Source organism: Microbacterium sp. LMC-P-041 (assembly GCF_030209555.1).
Lineage (GTDB): Bacteria > Actinomycetota > Actinomycetes > Actinomycetales > Microbacteriaceae > Microbacterium.
The window spans coordinates 153,819-169,471 of the sequence record NZ_JARVRV010000010.1; the positions used below are offsets into that span (position 1 = coordinate 153,819).

Below are 15,653 nucleotides of genomic sequence, written 5' to 3' on the forward strand. Positions count from 1 at the left end.
GGAGAAGGGAGCGGCCGATGTCTGCACGAACCGTGCTGCACGAAGCCGATATCTCGCGGGCTCTCACCCGTATCGCGCACGAGATCCTCGAATCCAATCGAGGGGCTGAGAACCTCGTCCTGCTGGGCATTCCGACCCGCGGCGTCACTCTCGCCCACCGCCTGTCCGCAGCGATCGGCGCCATCGCGCAGACCACCGTTCCGGTGGGGGCTTTGGACGTCACCCTCTTCCGTGACGACCTCGCCTCGCAGCCGACGCGTTCTCCGCGGCCCACGGACATCCCTGCCGGCGGGATCGACGGCAGGACCGTCGTCCTCGTCGACGACGTGCTGTTCTCCGGCCGCAGCATCCGCGCCGCACTCGACGCGCTGCAGTCGATCGGTCGCCCGTCGATCGTCCGCCTCGCGATCCTCGTCGATCGCGGCCACCGGGAACTCCCGATCCGCCCCGACTTCGTCGGCAAGAACATCCCGTCGTCTCGCCAGGAGCGCGTCAACGTCCGGCTGACCGAGCACGACGGCACCGAAGAGGTGACGATCGAAGCATGAGACACCTGCTGGATACCCGCACCCTCGACCGAGAGTCGGCTCTGCGCATCCTCGATGTCGCCGAGGACATGTCCGACACCCAGTCGCGCGAGGTCAAGAAGCTTCCGACCCTTCGCGGCAAGACGGTCGTGAATCTGTTCTTCGAGGACTCGACCCGCACCCGCATCTCCTTCGAAGCCGCTGCGAAGCGCCTCTCAGCCGATGTGATCAACTTCGCAGCCAAGGGCTCGAGCGTGTCGAAGGGCGAGAGCCTCAAGGACACCGCCCAGACGCTGCAGGCGATGGGAGCGGATGCGGTCGTCATCCGCCATCCCGCCTCCGGCGCCCCGCAGACCCTCGCGACCAGCGGGTGGATCTCCGCCGGAGTCGTGAACGCCGGCGACGGCACGCACGAGCATCCGACCCAGGCTCTCCTCGACGCGTTCACGATCCGCAAACGGCGCTTCGGCGCCGACAGCCGCGGTCGTGATCTCGCCGGCATCCGGGTCGTGATCGTCGGCGACGTGCTCCACTCCCGCGTCGCACGGTCGAACGTCTGGCTGCTCGCCACGCTCGGCGCCGAGGTCACCCTGGTCGCGCCGCCCACCCTGGTGCCGCAGAACGTCTCGCTCTGGCCTGCGAAGGTCGTCTACGACCTCGATCAGGCTCTGGCGGACGGTCCGGACGCCGTGATGATGCTCCGCATCCAGCTCGAACGGATGAGCGCTGCATATTTCCCCACTGAGCGGGAGTATTCCAGGCGATGGGGTCTGGACGCACTGCGTGTGGCCGGCCTTCCGGACGGTAGCATTGTGATGCACCCCGGACCCATGAACCGAGGGTTGGAGATATCCTCCGAAGCCGCAGATTCCCCGCGCTCGACAGTGCTGGAACAGGTGACGAACGGGGTGTCCATCCGCATGGCGGTGCTGTACCTGCTCCTTGCAGGAGAACGAGACGACGAACGAGGGGGAGACCAGTGAGCGAGACCCTCGTCATCACCGGAGCACAGCTTCTCGGTGCCGAGCGCGCCGACATCATCGTGGAGAACGGGCAGATCTCCGAGATCGGCACCGGACTGAGCCGCTCCGGTGCGCGAGTCATCGACGCCGACGGCCTGGTGGCCCTTCCCGGACTCGTCGACCTGCACACCCACCTCCGGGAGCCGGGCTACGAAGCCTCCGAGACGATCCTCACCGGGACCCGTGCTGCGGCGGCAGGCGGGTTCACGGCGGTGTTCGCGATGCCGAACACCTCGCCGGTCGCGGACACGGCCGGTGTGGTCGAGCAGGAGCTCGCCCTGGGCGAGGCCGCCGGGTACGCGACCGTGCAGCCCATCGGCGCCGTCACCGTGGGGCAGAAGGGCGAGCGCCTCGCCGAACTCGGTGCGATGGCCACCTCGCGCGCCCAGGTGCGCGTCTTCAGCGACGACGGCTTCTGCGTCTTCGATCCGCTGATCATGCGGCGCGCACTCGAGTATGTGAAGTCGTTCGACGGAGTCATCGCGCAGCACGCTCAGGATCCACGCCTCACCGAGGGCGCCCAGATGAACGAGGGCACCGTGTCGGCCGAGCTCGGACTCGCCGGATGGCCGGCGGTCGCGGAGGAGTCGATCATCGCTCGCGATGTGCTCCTCGCGGAGCATGTCGGATCCCGACTGCACGTGTGCCACCTGTCGACCGCAGGCTCTGTCGACATCATCCGCTGGGCGAAGAAGCGGGGGATCAACGTCACGGCCGAGGTCACCCCGCACCACCTCCTGCTCACCGATGAACTGGTGCGCGGCTACGACGCCCGCTACAAGGTCAACCCGCCGCTGCGCCGTGAGGAAGACGTCATGGCGGTGCGCGAGGGCCTCGCCGACGGCACCATCGACATCGTGGCGACCGATCACGCCCCGCACCCGAGCGAGCACAAGTCGTGCGAGTGGCAGGCCGCAGCCAACGGCATGGTCGGACTCGAGAGCGCCCTGCGCGTCGTGCACCAGTCGATGGTGCAGACCGGCCTGATCGGCTGGGAGGACGTCGCCCGGGTGATGAGTGCGGCCCCCGCACGGATCGGACGTCTGTCCGATCATGGGCTGCCCCTGCAGGCCGGTGCTGCTGCGCAGATCACCCTCTACGACCCGTCCGCCGCCGGCGTCTTCACCGAATCCGACCTGCACGGTCGGAGTGTGAACTCGCCGTACCTCGGTCGCGACCTCCCCGGCCGCGTCGAGTTCACGATCCACCGCGGGCTGCTGACGGTCGACGGCGGATCCGTGGTCGAGGAGCTGAACGCATGAGCACGCGCGACATCGCCATCGCGATCACGATCGCCGTGGCGGCACTCGTCCTGGTCGCCATGTTCACGGCGTGGCGCCGACGACTCCGACGCGACTCGGGTCTGGCGGCTCCCTTGGGCGTGCCGGAGCATGCGGAGGTCCTCGACCGTCACGAGGTGCTCTACGTCTCGACGACGAAGCACGATCAGCCGCTGGAGCGCCTCGCCATCCGGCCGCTCGCCTATCGCGCCAGGGGAGAGGCTGCGGTCACCGATCGCGGACTCGCACTCTGCCTCGACGGTGCGCCGACCGTCTTCCTCGCCTCTGCACGACTCGCGAGCGTCGACCGCGCCACGGTGACGATCGACCGCGTCGTCGAACCGGGTGGACTCGTCCGCGTCGCCTGGAATGCGGACGACGACACGATCGTCGACTCGTATCTCCGGGTCACCGACGGCGATCCCCAGAACTTCATCTCAGAACTGCAGCGCCTCGTCCCCGCCACGGACGACAGCGCCGCCCCCGACACAGGAGCAACGTCATGACAGCCCTCCCCGAACCCGCCGTCCTCGTCCTCGAAGACGGGACCCGCCACGTCGGCCGTGCATACGGCGCGCTGGGCACCACCTTCGGCGAGGTCGTCTTCTCGACCGGCATGTCCGGATACCAGGAGACGCTCACCGACCCGTCGTACGCGGGCCAGATCGTCCTGCAGACGGCCCCGCACATCGGCAACACCGGCATGAACGACGAGGACCCCGAGTCCCGTCGCATCTGGGTCGCCGGCTACATCGTGCGCGACCCGTCACGAGTCGTCTCGAACTGGCGTGCGACCGCTTCGCTGGACGAGATCCTCGAGCGGGACGGCATCGTCGGCATCAGCGGCATCGACACCCGATCGATCACGCGGCACATCCGCTCTGCCGGGTCTATGCGCGGCGGCGTCTTCTCGGGCGAGGCCGCGCAGATCGACGCCGACGAGCAGCTGCGCCTCGTGCGCGAGGCGCCTCAGATGGCCGGTCAGAACCTCTCGGCGCAGGTCTCGGTCGACGTCGCCACGGTCACGACGGCGATGGGCGAGCGGGTCGGCAATCTCGCCGTCCTCGACCTCGGCGTCAAGCAGGCCACGATCGACAACCTGGCGGCCCGTGGCTTCGAGGTGCACGTCCTGCCTCAGAACGTCACGATCGATGACATCCGTGCGATCGATCCCGTCGCCGTCTTCTACTCGAACGGCCCTGGCGACCCCGCAGCCTCCGGCGACCACGTCGAGCTGCTGCGCTCGGTGCTCGACGACGGGCTGCCCTTCTTCGGCATCTGCTTCGGCAACCAGCTGCTCGGCAGGGCGCTGGGTCTCGGCACCTACAAGCTGCCGTTCGGGCACCGCGGCATCAACCAGCCCGTACTCGACAAGTCCACCGGACGCGTCGAGATCACCGCGCACAACCACGGGTTCGCCGTGGAGGCGCCGCTGGAGGGCTCGTTCGACAGCCCCCACGGCTACGGCAAGGTCGAGGTCAGTCACATCGGCCTGAACGACAACGTGGTCGAGGGCCTCCGCGCTCTCGACATCCCGGCGTTCTCGGTGCAGTACCACCCGGAGGCTGCGGCCGGACCGCACGACGCCAACTATCTCTTCGACCGGTTCCGTGACATGGTCATCGCCAGCAAGAAGGACACCAAGTAATGCCCAAGCGCGACGACATCAACTCCGTTCTCGTCATCGGCTCCGGCCCGATCGTCATCGGTCAGGCGTGCGAGTTCGACTACTCCGGCACCCAGGCCTGCCGCGTCCTGCGCGAGGAGGGCGTGAGGGTCATCCTGGTCAACTCCAACCCGGCGACGATCATGACCGACCCCGACTTCGCCGACGCGACGTACATCGAGCCGATCACCTGGCAGGTCATCGAGACGATCATCGCGAAGGAGCGTCCCGACGCGATCCTGCCGACCCTCGGCGGGCAGACGGCCCTGAACGCCGCGATCGAGCTGCACAACCACGGCATCCTCGAGAAGTACGACGTCGAGCTGATCGGTGCGAGCTTCGAAGCCATCAACAAGGGCGAGGACCGCCAGATCTTCAAGCAGCTCGTCCTCGATGCCGGCGCCGACGTCGCCCGCAGCATCATCGCGCACACCATGGACGACCTGCTCGAGGGAGCGGCCGAGCTGGGCTACCCGCTCGTCGTGCGCCCCTCGTTCACGATGGGCGGTCTCGGGTCCGGCTTCGCCTACGACGAGGCGGATCTGCGTCGCATCGGCGGTGCCGGTCTGCGCGACTCTCCGACCACGGAGGTGCTCCTGGAGGAGTCGATCCTCGGCTGGAAGGAGTACGAGCTCGAGCTCATGCGCGACACCGCCGACAACACGGTGGTCGTCTGCTCGATCGAGAACGTCGACCCCGTCGGCGTCCACACGGGCGACTCGATCACCGTGGCTCCCGCTCTGACGCTCACGGACCGCGAATACCAGAAGCTCCGAGACATCGGCATCGACATCATCCGCGCGGTGGGCGTCGACACCGGCGGCTGCAACATCCAGTTCGCCATCGACCCGAGCAACGGGCGCATCATCGTCATCGAGATGAACCCTCGCGTCTCGCGCTCGAGCGCCCTGGCCTCCAAGGCCACGGGGTTCCCGATCGCGAAGCTCGCCGCGAAGCTGGCGCTCGGCTACCGTCTCGATGAGATCCCGAACGACATCACGGGTGTCACCCCCGCGAGCTTCGAACCCACGCTCGACTATGTAGTCGTCAAGGTTCCGCGGTTCGCGTTCGAGAAGTTCCCGGCCGCTGACGCGACGCTGACGACCACCATGAAGTCGGTCGGCGAGGCGATGGCGATCGGCCGCAACTACGCGACCGCGCTGCAGAAGGCGCTGCGCTCGCTCGAGAAGCGTGGTTCCAGCTTCCACTGGGGCGCGGAGAGCCGTTCCGTCGACGAGCTGCTCGAGATCTCGAAGGTCCCGACGGACGGTCGGATCGTCACCCTCCAGCAGGCGCTGCGCAAGGGCGCGACGGTCGAGCAGGCGTTCGAGGCCACGGCGATCGATCCCTGGTTCATCGACCAGATCGTCCTGATCAACGAGGTCGCCGAGATCGTGCGCACGGCACCGGAGCTCGACGCGGCCACGCTGCGCTACGCCAAGGAGCACGGCTTCTCCGACGCGCAGATCGCGGAGCTCCGCGGCGAGAAGGAAGCGGAGATCCGCGGCGTGCGCCACGGACTCGGCATCCGTCCGGTGTTCAAGACCGTCGACACCTGCGCCGGCGAGTTCCCGGCTCTCACGCCTTACCACTACTCGAGCTACGACTTCGAGACCGAGGTCACACCGTCCGATCGCACCAAGGTCGTGATCATCGGATCGGGTCCGAACCGCATCGGTCAGGGCGTCGAGTTCGACTACTCGTGCGTGCACGCGTCGTTCGCCCTCTCGGATGCCGGCTTCGAGACCATCATGGTCAACTGCAACCCCGAGACGGTGTCCACCGACTACGACACGTCCGACCGGCTCTACTTCGAGCCGCTCACGCTGGAGGACGTGCTGGAGGTGCTCGACGCGGAAGCCGCGAGCGGCACCATCCTCGGAGTCGTCTGCCAGCTCGGCGGCCAGACGCCGCTGGGGCTCGCAAAGGGCATCGAGGCAGCCGGCTACCAGGTGCTCGGCACCAGCCCGGAGGCCATCGACATCGCCGAGGAGCGCGAGCTGTTCTCGCAGCTGCTCGACACGGCAGGCCTCATCGCCCCGCGCCACGGCACCGCTGTGGACGCGGACGGCGCGGTGGCCGTCGCCGAGGAGATCGGATACCCGGTGCTCGTGCGTCCGAGCTTCGTGCTCGGCGGACGCGGCATGGAGATCGTCTACAGCTCCGAGTCGCTGCGCGAGTACTTCGTGCGCACGGCGGGCGAGGTCATCATCGAGGAGGGCAAGCCCCTGCTCGTCGATCGCTTCCTCGATGACGCGATCGAGCTCGATGTCGACGCCCTCTACGACGGCACCGAACTGTTCATCGGCGGCGTGATGGAGCACCTCGAAGAGGCCGGCATCCACTCGGGCGACTCGAGCTGCACCCTTCCGCCCGTCTCGCTCGGCCGCACCGACATCGACCGGGTGCGCGAGGCGACACTCGCGATCGCGAAGGGCGTGGGCGTCCGTGGCCTGCTCAACGTGCAGTTCGCGATCAGCGCCGGCGTCCTCTACGTGATCGAGGCGAACCCGCGCGCGAGCCGCACCGTGCCCTTCGTCTCGAAGGCGCTGGGCATCCCGATGGCCAAGGCCGCGAGCCGTGTGATGGTGGGGTCGACGATCGCGGAGCTCCGCGCCGAGGGCATGCTGCCCGAGCAGGACGGCTCGCGAGTGCCCCTCGACGCCCCCGTCTCGGTCAAGGAGGCCGTGCTTCCGTTCAAGCGGTTCCGTACGGCCGACGGCAAGACCGTCGACTCGATCCTCGGCCCGGAGATGCGCTCGACCGGCGAGGTCATGGGCATCGACCGCGACTTCCCGACCGCGTTCGCCAAGAGCCAGGCGGCCGCGTACGGCGGAATGCCGACCTCCGGCACGGTGTTCATCTCGGTCGCGGACTCCGACAAGCGCGCCGTGATCCTGCCGGCGCATCGCCTGCAGCAGCTGGGGTTCACGATCGTGGCCACCGAGGGCACTGCCGAGATCCTCTCGCGCAACGGCATCGCGGTGACGGTGGTCGAGAAGTACAGCGAGACCCAGGAGTCCGGCGCGACGAACATCGTCGACCTCATCAACGACGGCTCGATCGACATCGTCGTGAACACGCCGTCCGGGGGCGCGGCGCGTGCAGACGGCTATGAGATCCGGGCGGCGGCTGTCGCGGCCGACAAGGCGCTGTTCACCACGATGGCGGTGCTCGGCGCCGCCGTGAGCGGTATGGACGCAGCACACGAGGGCTTCCAGGTGAAGAGCCTGCAGGAGTACGCCCTCGACCGGAAGGCCGCAGTGTGAGCGCACGCTTCGGCGAACGGGTCCGTGTCGCCCTCGCGGCGCACGGCCCGCTGTGCGTGGGCATCGACCCGCACGCCGCCCTGCTCGGATCCTGGGGCCTCGGCGACGACGCCTCGGGCGTCCGGGAGTTCGGGCTGCGCACGGTCGAGGCCGCGGCGGGCCGTGCCGCGATCGTGAAGCCTCAGGTGTCGTTCTTCGAGCGCTTCGGATCCGCAGGATTCGCGGCGCTCGAAGAGGTCATCGCGGCTGCGAGGGACGCCGGCCTCCTCGTGATCGCGGATGCCAAGCGCGGCGACATCGGGTCGACCATGGACGCCTACGCGGCTGCCTGGCTCACCCCGGGGTCTCCGCTCGAGGCCGACGCCCTCACCGTGAACCCGTTCCTGGGTGTCGGCGCGCTCGACGGCGCCTTCGCCCTCGCCGATCAGCACGACAAGGGTCTGTTCGTGCTGGCTGCCACGAGCAACCCCGAAGCCGAGGTGCTGCAGCGCTCGATCTCCGAGACCGGCCGTGCCGTCTCGGCTGACATCGTCTCGGTCGTCTCGGCGCGCAACACCGAGCACACGCCCGCAGGGGAGTGGGGGAGCTTCGGCTTCGTCATCGGCGCGACCGTGGACTGGACGGATGCCGGCATCGCCGCCTTCGCACCGGTGGCACCCATCCTCGCTCCGGGATTCGGCACGCAGGGTGCGACGCCGTCAGACCTGCACCGCCGGTTCGGTTCGATGAGCGCCGCCGTCATCGCGAGCGAGAGCCGCAGCATCCTCTCGGCCGGACCCGCCGGTCTCGCCGCCGCCATCGACGCCCGCGTCGCAGAGTACAGGGAGGCCGGCCGTGGCTGAGTCCCGTCCCGTCCCCGAGGTCGACCGCGCTGCCGCCGCACGCAAGGCGGTCGAACGACGCCGCGCCCGCGCATCGCTCAAGCGCGATCTGACCACGCGTGTCGTGACACCGCAGGCCGTGCTCGAGCGGGCGACCGCAGACCCGGACTCGGTCGAGGGGTCCATGCGCATCACCGACTTCCTGCTCGCTCTCCCCGCGATCGGCGCGGGCAAGCGCGACCGCATCCTGGCAGAGCTGCACATCTCGCCGGTCAAGCGACTGGGAGGGCTCGGCGTCCGCCAGCGGGTGGCGCTCTCGCAGTGGCTCGACGCGCGCTTCCCTCTGCTCGAGCCGCGTGGCGCACGAAGCCGTCTGCTCGTGCTCGCCGGGCCCACGGCAGTCGGCAAAGGTACCGTCGCCGCCCACATCCGTGAGCACAACCCCGAGATCCATCTGTCGGTCTCGGCGACGACGCGCGCACCGCGACCTGGCGAGATCGACGGCGTGCACTACTACTTCGTCGACGATGCGGAGTTCGACCGGCTGATCGCCGACGACGAACTCCTGGAGTACGCCGTCGTCCACAACAAGTCGCGCTACGGCACGCCGCGGGCTCCGATCGACGCCGCTCTCGCTGCAGGCAAGACCGTGCTGCTCGAGATCGACCTGCAGGGCGCGCGCCAGGTGCGCAAGGCGGAGCCTGCAGCCACGCTCATCTTCCTGCTGCCTCCGACCTGGGACGAACTCGTCCAGCGGCTGGTCGGACGAGGCACGGAGGGCGCGGAGGAACGAGCTCGCAGACTGCGCACCGCGAAGGTCGAATTGGCGGCGCAGAACGAGTTCGACCACCTCATCGTGAACGAGGACGTCGCCGCTGCGGCCGCGGAGGTCGTAGAATTGTCTTCGAGCTCTGCGCGCTGAGCGTCTTCGCGCGCCCGCATCACCGTCTTCGCGACGATCCCGTCGCCTGATCAGGAGGTCCCACCATGGCCGGACACCACACCAACGGAATCATCGATCCCCCCATCGACAACCTGCTCGACCGGGTCGACTCGAAGTACGAGCTCGTGATCTACGCCGCCAAGCGCGCCCGTCAGATCAACGACTACTACTCCGACCTCCACGAGGGCAACCTGTTCGACAACGTCGGGCCGCTCGTCGACTCGTCCGTCGAGGACAAGCCGCTGACCATCGCTCTGCACGAGATCAACGAGGACAAGCTCCGCCTCCGTCACGCCGAGTGACGTCCGATGACCGCACCGCCGACTGATGTCGGCGGTGCGGTCCATCATGGGAGCCACCCCCTTCCTGCTGTCCGATTCCGTTCTGGAGCCCTGATGAGCGCGCTGCGTCTGTTCACGTCCGAGTCCGTCACCGAGGGGCACCCCGACAAGATCTGCGACCAGATCTCGGACAGCATCCTCGACGGACTCATCGCGAAAGACCCCGGCTCCCGGGTGGCCGTCGAGACGCTGGTGACCACCGGTCTCGTCCACGTCGCCGGCGAGATCCGCACCGAGGCGTACGTCGACATCCCGACGATCGTCCGCCAGGTGGTCAACGGCATCGGCTACACCTCGAGCGAGACCGGCTTCGACGGAGACTCCTGCGGTGTGAGCATCTCGGTGGGAGAGCAGTCGACCGACATCGCCCACGGCGTCGACAACGCCCAGGAGCACCGCGACGGCGGCTCCATCGATCCTCTCGACGGCCTCGGCGCTGGCGACCAGGGCATCATGTTCGGCTTCGCGACGAACGAGACCCCGCAGCTCATGCCCATGGCTGCGTGGACCGCGCATCGCATCGCGGAGCGGCTCAGCGAGGTCCGACGATCGGGTGCGCTGCCGTTCCTGCGCCCGGACGGCAAGACCCAGGTCACTCTCGGATATGAGGGCTTCACCCCCAAGACCGTGGATGCCGTCGTGCTGTCGACCCAGCACCACCCCGACATCTCGCAGGACGACCTCAAGGCTCAGGTGCGCGAGCACGTGATCGATCCGATCCTGGCCTCCACGGGGCTCGATCTCGGCGACCTCACGTACTACATCAACCCCGCCGGTCCGTTCGTGACGGGCGGCCCCAAGGGCGATGCCGGACTCACCGGACGCAAGATCATCATCGACACCTACGGCGGAGCGGCGCGACATGGTGGCGGTGCCTTCAGCGGCAAGGATCCGTCGAAGGTCGACCGCTCCGGCGCCTATGCCACGCGCTGGGTGGCCAAGAACGCGGTCGCCGCAGGACTCGCCGACCGTCTCGAGGTCCAGGTCGCCTACGCGATCGGGGTCGCTCGTCCGGTCGGTCTCTACGTCGAGACATTCGGCACCGGCAAGGTGTCCGACGAGGTGATCACGCGCGCCATCGACGAGGTCTTCGATCTGCGTCCCCAGGCGATCATCGAGCAGCTCGACCTCCTGCGCCCGATCTACGCGCAGACCGCCGCCTACGGGCACTTCGGACGGGAGTTGCCGGAGTTCACGTGGGAGCGCACCGACCGCGCGGAAGAGCTGCGGCGCGCTGCAGGACTCTGAGGGCCGCATGCCTGATGGCGTCCCTTCTCCTCTGACATCGCAGAGTCGGAGGATCGCGCGCGTGCTCTTGGACTCGCCGCTTCCACAGTTGGATCGTCTCTTCGACTACGCCGTGCCTGCGGAGCTCGGAGACGTCCCTCTGGGCGTGCGCGTGCGTGTGCCCCTGCGTACCGCCGGTCGTGTCATCGACGGCTACGTCGTCGAACTCGACACCGAACACGATGGCGACAGGCCACTGTCCGAGGTCGACAGCGTCGTATCCCCTGTGGCGGTGCTTCCGGAGCGTCTCTACCGCCTCGCGCGCCGCGCCGCCGATCGCGCTGCGGGCTCCGCCTCCGACGTCCTGCGGCTCGTCATCCCGAAGCGCCAGGTGCGGGTGGAGAAGGCCTGGAGCGACGACTCCCCGGAGCTCGCCCCATCAGACGAAGCACTCTCGGCCGCATCCGAGCTGATCGCGTCCTACGACTCGCTCTCCGATGTGCTCGATGCGGGCGGCCGGGCCGCGGTCGAGGCGATCCCCGTGCGCCATCATGACGATCCCGGGTGGGCGGCTCTTCTCGCGTCCGCAGCGGCGCGGACGCTGGCAGCGGGCCACTCCAGTGTTCTCGTCGTGCCTGACCACCGCGACCTCGATCAGCTGCTCGCCGCTCTCGGCTCGTATGTCCCTGACCAGGCCGTCGTGCGCTTCGACTCGCGCCAGACGAACCCCGATCGGTACCGCGCGTTCCTCCGCTCGCTCGAGGACGCGCCGTGCATCGTGGTGGGCAATCGTTCTGCGGTGTACGCGCCGGTTCGTGCGGGCGTCGTCGCTGTGTGGGACGACGGCGATCCTCTCCTCGGCGAGCCGCTCGCGCCGTACATCAACGCACGGGACGCTGCTCTCCTCCGTCAGGAGCAGGAGGGATCCGCACTGCTGTTCGTCGGCCACACCCGCACCACCGACGTCGAACGCCTCGTCGCCCACGGATGGCTGCAGGATGTCCGGGCCGCGCGTCGGGTGCTGCCGCGCGTGATCCTCAGCACACCCCAGGAGATGGATGCTCCGACTGCACAGCGGATGCCGTCGTCCGCGTTCCTCTCCGCGCGCAATGCCGCAGCCGAGGGACCGGTGCTGGTGCAGGTGTCTCGACCGGGGTTCGCCCCGTCGCTGGTCTGCGCCGAATGCCGGGCGCCTGCATGGTGCGCCCACTGCGGCGGACCGCTCGGAGCCAAGCACCGTGGTGCCGTGCCGGTGTGCGCCTGGTGCGGCAGGGGAGCCCGAGCGTGGGCGTGCCCGGCGTGCTCGTCGACCAAGCTGCGCCTCGCGTCCTCGGGCAGCGAGCGGACGGCGGATGAGCTGGGCAAGGCGTTCCCCGGAATCCGGGTCATCGTGGCAGACAGCGCTCATCCGGTCGAGCGCGTCGCCGACAAGCCGGCCCTCGTCGTCGCGACACGGGGGGCCGAGCCGCTGGCGGAGGGCGGATACCGTGCCGTGGTCCTGCTCGACGGACCGAGGATGCTCCAGGCCCCCGACCTGCGGATCGGCGAGTCCTGTCTGCGCTGGTGGTCGAACGCGGCTGCACTCGCGGCTCCCGGTGCTCCCATCCATCTGGTCGGCGTCGACGGAGCGATCGCGCGAGCGCTTGCCACCTGGAGCCAGTCCGCCTATGCGAGGACCGAGCTCTCCGAACGTGCGCCGTTGCACATGCCGCCGGCTGCGAGGGTCGCGCTGGTCGAGGGGTCGACGGCATCCGTGGCGAGAGCGCTGGCGTCGCTGCAGGAGCTCGCTCTGCCCTCCGACGCGGTACTCGGCCCGGTGCCGATCGAGTCTGACGACTACCCGCCGCGTGTCAGGGCCCTGATCCGGTTCGACTACAGCGCGGGTGCCAGGGTCGCCACCACGTTGCGGGCCGCGGTCGTCGCCGAAGCGGTCAGCAACCGGCGGGGCAAGGGCAAGTCGACTCGGAGCGCCCTCACGGTTCGACTCGATATCCTCGATCCGGAACTCTGAACGCGAAGAACCACCTCGCGCTCCGATTTCACCCGATCCACCCCCGCATCCCTCCGGAGCACCTTCATGCGTCTCGTCTTCGCCGGCACACCGTCGGCAGCCGTCCCCACACTCCGCCGCCTCGCGGCCGAGCACGACATCGCTGCGGTCGTCACCCGCCCGGACGCGCCGCTGGGCCGCAAGCGGGTGCTCACGCCGTCGCCTGTCGCTCACGCCGCCGACGAGCTCGGACTGCCGGTCATCAAGGCGGCTCGTCTCGACGACGACGCGACGGCCGCCATCACCGCGCTCGATGTCGAGCTCGGTGTGATCGTGGCGTACGGCGGACTCGTTCGCGAGCCGCTGCTCTCCACACCGTCGAAGGGCTGGATCAATCTGCATTTCTCGCTCCTCCCGCAGTGGCGCGGTGCCGCACCCGTGCAGCGCGCACTGATCAACGGCGATGCGCAGATGGGTGCCAGTGTGTTCCAGCTCGTTCCCGCGCTCGATGCCGGTGATGTCTTCGCGACGCGGGTCGTCGCGGTCGCTCCCGAGGCGACGGCGGATGCCGCACTCGACGCACTCGCTCTCGATGGCGCCGAACTGACGGCGGAAGTGGTCGCGGCCATCGCCGACGGCACTGCGCGCGCTGTGCCCCAGGAGGGGGAGGCGTCGCTGGCCCCGAAGCTGACTCTCGACGATGGTCTGCTCGATTGGACCCGCCCGCTCAGCGAGGTGTTCGCGCGGTTCCGTGGAGTCACCCCCGAACCGGGCGCCCACACGACCGTCGACGGGATCCGCCTCAAGGTGCTGGAGGCCACTCCCTCGGAAAGCGACGTCGCCCTCGCGCCGGGCGCGTTCACCGCGACCAAGTCCGCTCTCCTCATCGGAACGGCCTCGGCCCCGCTCGCGGTCACGCGGGTGCAGCCCTCGGGCAAGGGCGCGATGAGCGCGGTCGACTGGTGGCGCGGGCAGCGCGACACCGAGAACCTGCGAGCCGGCGCATGAGCGGGCGGCAGGACGACGGCGCACGTCGCGAGCCGCGTCGCGGCGAGTCCGGCCGCGGATCCCGTTCGGGACCGAGCACGCCGCGCGATCAGCGTCCACGTGACGGCCAGGCTCGGGGCGGGAAGCGCGACGGACAGTCCCGCGGCCCGCAGCGCACGGCGCCGCAGCGCACGGTGCAGCCTGCGCGGCGCGTGGCCTACGACGTGCTGCGGGCGGTGTCGGAATCGGATGCCTACGCGAACCTGATCCTTCCGGCCGCGATCGCGGACGCAGGACTCACTCCACAGGACGCCGCTCTCGCCACAGAACTCGCCTACGGCACACTGCGACGCCGCGGAACGTATGACGCGATCATCGCCGCGGCCGCCGACAGGCCTGTCGAGGAGATCGACGCCGGTGTGCTCGACGCGCTGAGACTCGCGACCCATCAGCTGCTCGCGACCCGCGTCGCGTCGCACGCGGCCGTCAACGAGTCGGTGAACATCGTCGCCGCCACCCAGGGCCGCGGTGCATCCAGCTTCGCGAACGCCGTGCTGAGGCGAATCTCCCGCGAGACGCCGGGGGAGTGGGAGCAGCGCATCGAGTCCTCCGCGCGGTCGGACGACGAGCGGCTGGCGCTGCGCTCCGCTCACCCCGTCTGGGTCATCCGTGCCCTGCGTCGCGCGTTGGCCGCTGAAGGTCGCGTCGAGGAGCTCGACGACCTCCTCGACGCCGACAACGCCTCGCCGGAGGTCACTCTCGTCGCTCTGCCCGGCCTCGCCGAGCCCGGGGAGCCACGTCGACCGTATGCGCCGACGGCCTACGGATCTCCGGGCGGCGACCCGCACCACGTGATCGCCTCCTCGGGCGGCACGGTGCGTGTGCAGGATGAAGGGTCGCAGCTCGTCGCACTGGCTCTCGCCGACGCTGCGCCGATCCGTTCCGGCGAACGCTGGCTCGACCTGTGCGCAGGCCCCGGCGGCAAGACGGCGCTGCTCGCGGCGGTCGCGCGACAGCACGATGTGTCGCTGGAGGCGAACGAGGTGGTGCCCACCCGTGCGCGACTCGTCCGCAACGCCCTGCGCGCCGTGCCCGCCGATGTCGTGGTTCATGAAGAGGACGGCCGCACGTTCGGCACCTCCCACGCGGGCCAGTTCGATCGCATCCTCGTCGATGCGCCGTGCACGGGACTCGGGGCTCTCCGGCGGCGGCCCGAGGCGAGATGGCGCAAGACCCCCGGTGATGTCGCCGAGCTGGTGCCGCTGCAGGTCGAACTGCTCTCGGCGGCCCTCGACGCGCTGGCGCCCGGCGGCATCGTCGCGTACGCGACCTGCTCGCCGCATCTCGCCGAGACGACGGGCGTCGTCCAGGAGGTGCTCCGTGGCCGCACCGACATCACCGAGCTCGATGCGCGTGCGGTCCTCGAGGGTGTCGTGACCTCACCGATCGATCTCGGCAGCGACGGCACCGGGCGGGTCCAGCTGTGGCCACACCGGCACGGGACCGATGCGATGTTCCTCGCGCTCCTCCGACGAGCCGACACCGATCAGCGCGACGCCAGCGCCGAGCAAGGAGACTAG

General features: G+C 69.2%; 13 protein-coding genes. All 13 read left to right on the forward strand.

Annotated features, from left to right (window positions below; all coding sequences use genetic code 11):
• Positions 1–17 precede the first annotated feature (17 nt).
• The 13 genes from pyrR to QRN21_RS17750 all read left to right on the forward strand — a co-directional run bounded on the left by pyrR (position 18) and on the right by QRN21_RS17750 (position 15,653).
• A complete protein-coding gene (pyrR, locus tag QRN21_RS17690) occupies positions 18–548 on the forward strand; it encodes a bifunctional pyr operon transcriptional regulator/uracil phosphoribosyltransferase PyrR (protein WP_056278772.1) in 531 nt (176 codons plus the stop codon).
• Complete coding sequence (locus tag QRN21_RS17695) at positions 545–1,510, forward strand: aspartate carbamoyltransferase catalytic subunit (RefSeq protein WP_053096128.1); 966 nt, start codon at positions 545–547, stop codon at positions 1,508–1,510. Before pyrR ends, QRN21_RS17695 begins: the two co-directional genes overlap by 4 nt.
• On the forward strand, positions 1,507–2,811 hold the full coding sequence (locus QRN21_RS17700; protein WP_056278771.1) for a dihydroorotase: 1,305 nt from the start codon (positions 1,507–1,509) through the stop codon (positions 2,809–2,811). The genes QRN21_RS17695 and QRN21_RS17700 overlap by 4 nt, the downstream gene beginning before the upstream one ends.
• The gene (locus QRN21_RS17705) at positions 2,808–3,335 is read left to right on the forward strand and encodes a PH-like domain-containing protein (RefSeq protein WP_056278770.1); all 528 of its coding nucleotides are present in this window, start codon (positions 2,808–2,810) and stop codon (positions 3,333–3,335) included. The genes QRN21_RS17700 and QRN21_RS17705 overlap by 4 nt, the downstream gene beginning before the upstream one ends.
• Positions 3,332–4,477, forward strand: a complete 1,146-nt coding sequence (carA, locus tag QRN21_RS17710) for a glutamine-hydrolyzing carbamoyl-phosphate synthase small subunit (protein ID WP_053096121.1) — start codon at positions 3,332–3,334, stop codon at positions 4,475–4,477. The genes QRN21_RS17705 and carA overlap by 4 nt, the downstream gene beginning before the upstream one ends.
• The gene (carB, locus tag QRN21_RS17715) at positions 4,477–7,764 is read left to right on the forward strand and encodes a carbamoyl-phosphate synthase large subunit (RefSeq protein ID WP_053096119.1); all 3,288 of its coding nucleotides are present in this window, start codon (positions 4,477–4,479) and stop codon (positions 7,762–7,764) included. The genes carA and carB overlap by 1 nt, the downstream gene beginning before the upstream one ends.
• Positions 7,761–8,606 (forward strand): orotidine-5'-phosphate decarboxylase, encoded by an 846-nt coding sequence (pyrF, locus tag QRN21_RS17720; RefSeq protein WP_053096118.1) that lies wholly within the window; start codon positions 7,761–7,763, stop codon positions 8,604–8,606. Before carB ends, pyrF begins: the two co-directional genes overlap by 4 nt.
• On the forward strand, positions 8,599–9,507 hold the full coding sequence (gmk, locus tag QRN21_RS17725; protein ID WP_187249657.1) for a guanylate kinase: 909 nt from the start codon (positions 8,599–8,601) through the stop codon (positions 9,505–9,507). The genes pyrF and gmk overlap by 8 nt, the downstream gene beginning before the upstream one ends.
• 65 nt (positions 9,508–9,572) lie before the next feature.
• Positions 9,573–9,830 carry a DNA-directed RNA polymerase subunit omega gene (gene rpoZ, locus QRN21_RS17730; RefSeq protein ID WP_042536631.1) on the forward strand — a complete coding sequence of 86 codons (258 nt, stop codon included), beginning with the start codon at positions 9,573–9,575 and terminating at the stop codon, positions 9,828–9,830.
• A 93-nt stretch (positions 9,831–9,923) separates the two neighbouring features.
• Positions 9,924–11,117: a methionine adenosyltransferase gene (metK, locus tag QRN21_RS17735; protein ID WP_053096114.1), complete on the forward strand. Its 1,194-nt coding sequence runs from the start codon at positions 9,924–9,926 to the stop codon at positions 11,115–11,117.
• Between the two features lie 7 nt (positions 11,118–11,124).
• Positions 11,125–13,107 carry a primosomal protein N' family DNA-binding protein gene (locus tag QRN21_RS17740; protein WP_285365521.1) on the forward strand — a complete coding sequence of 661 codons (1,983 nt, stop codon included), beginning with the start codon at positions 11,125–11,127 and terminating at the stop codon, positions 13,105–13,107.
• Positions 13,108–13,173: 66 nt separating this feature from the next.
• Entirely contained in the window at positions 13,174–14,094 is a 921-nt protein-coding gene (gene fmt / locus QRN21_RS17745) for a methionyl-tRNA formyltransferase (RefSeq protein WP_285365522.1), read from the forward strand.
• Positions 14,091–15,653, forward strand: coding sequence for an RsmB/NOP family class I SAM-dependent RNA methyltransferase (locus tag QRN21_RS17750; protein ID WP_285365523.1), 1,563 nt, complete (start codon positions 14,091–14,093; stop codon positions 15,651–15,653). Before fmt ends, QRN21_RS17750 begins: the two co-directional genes overlap by 4 nt.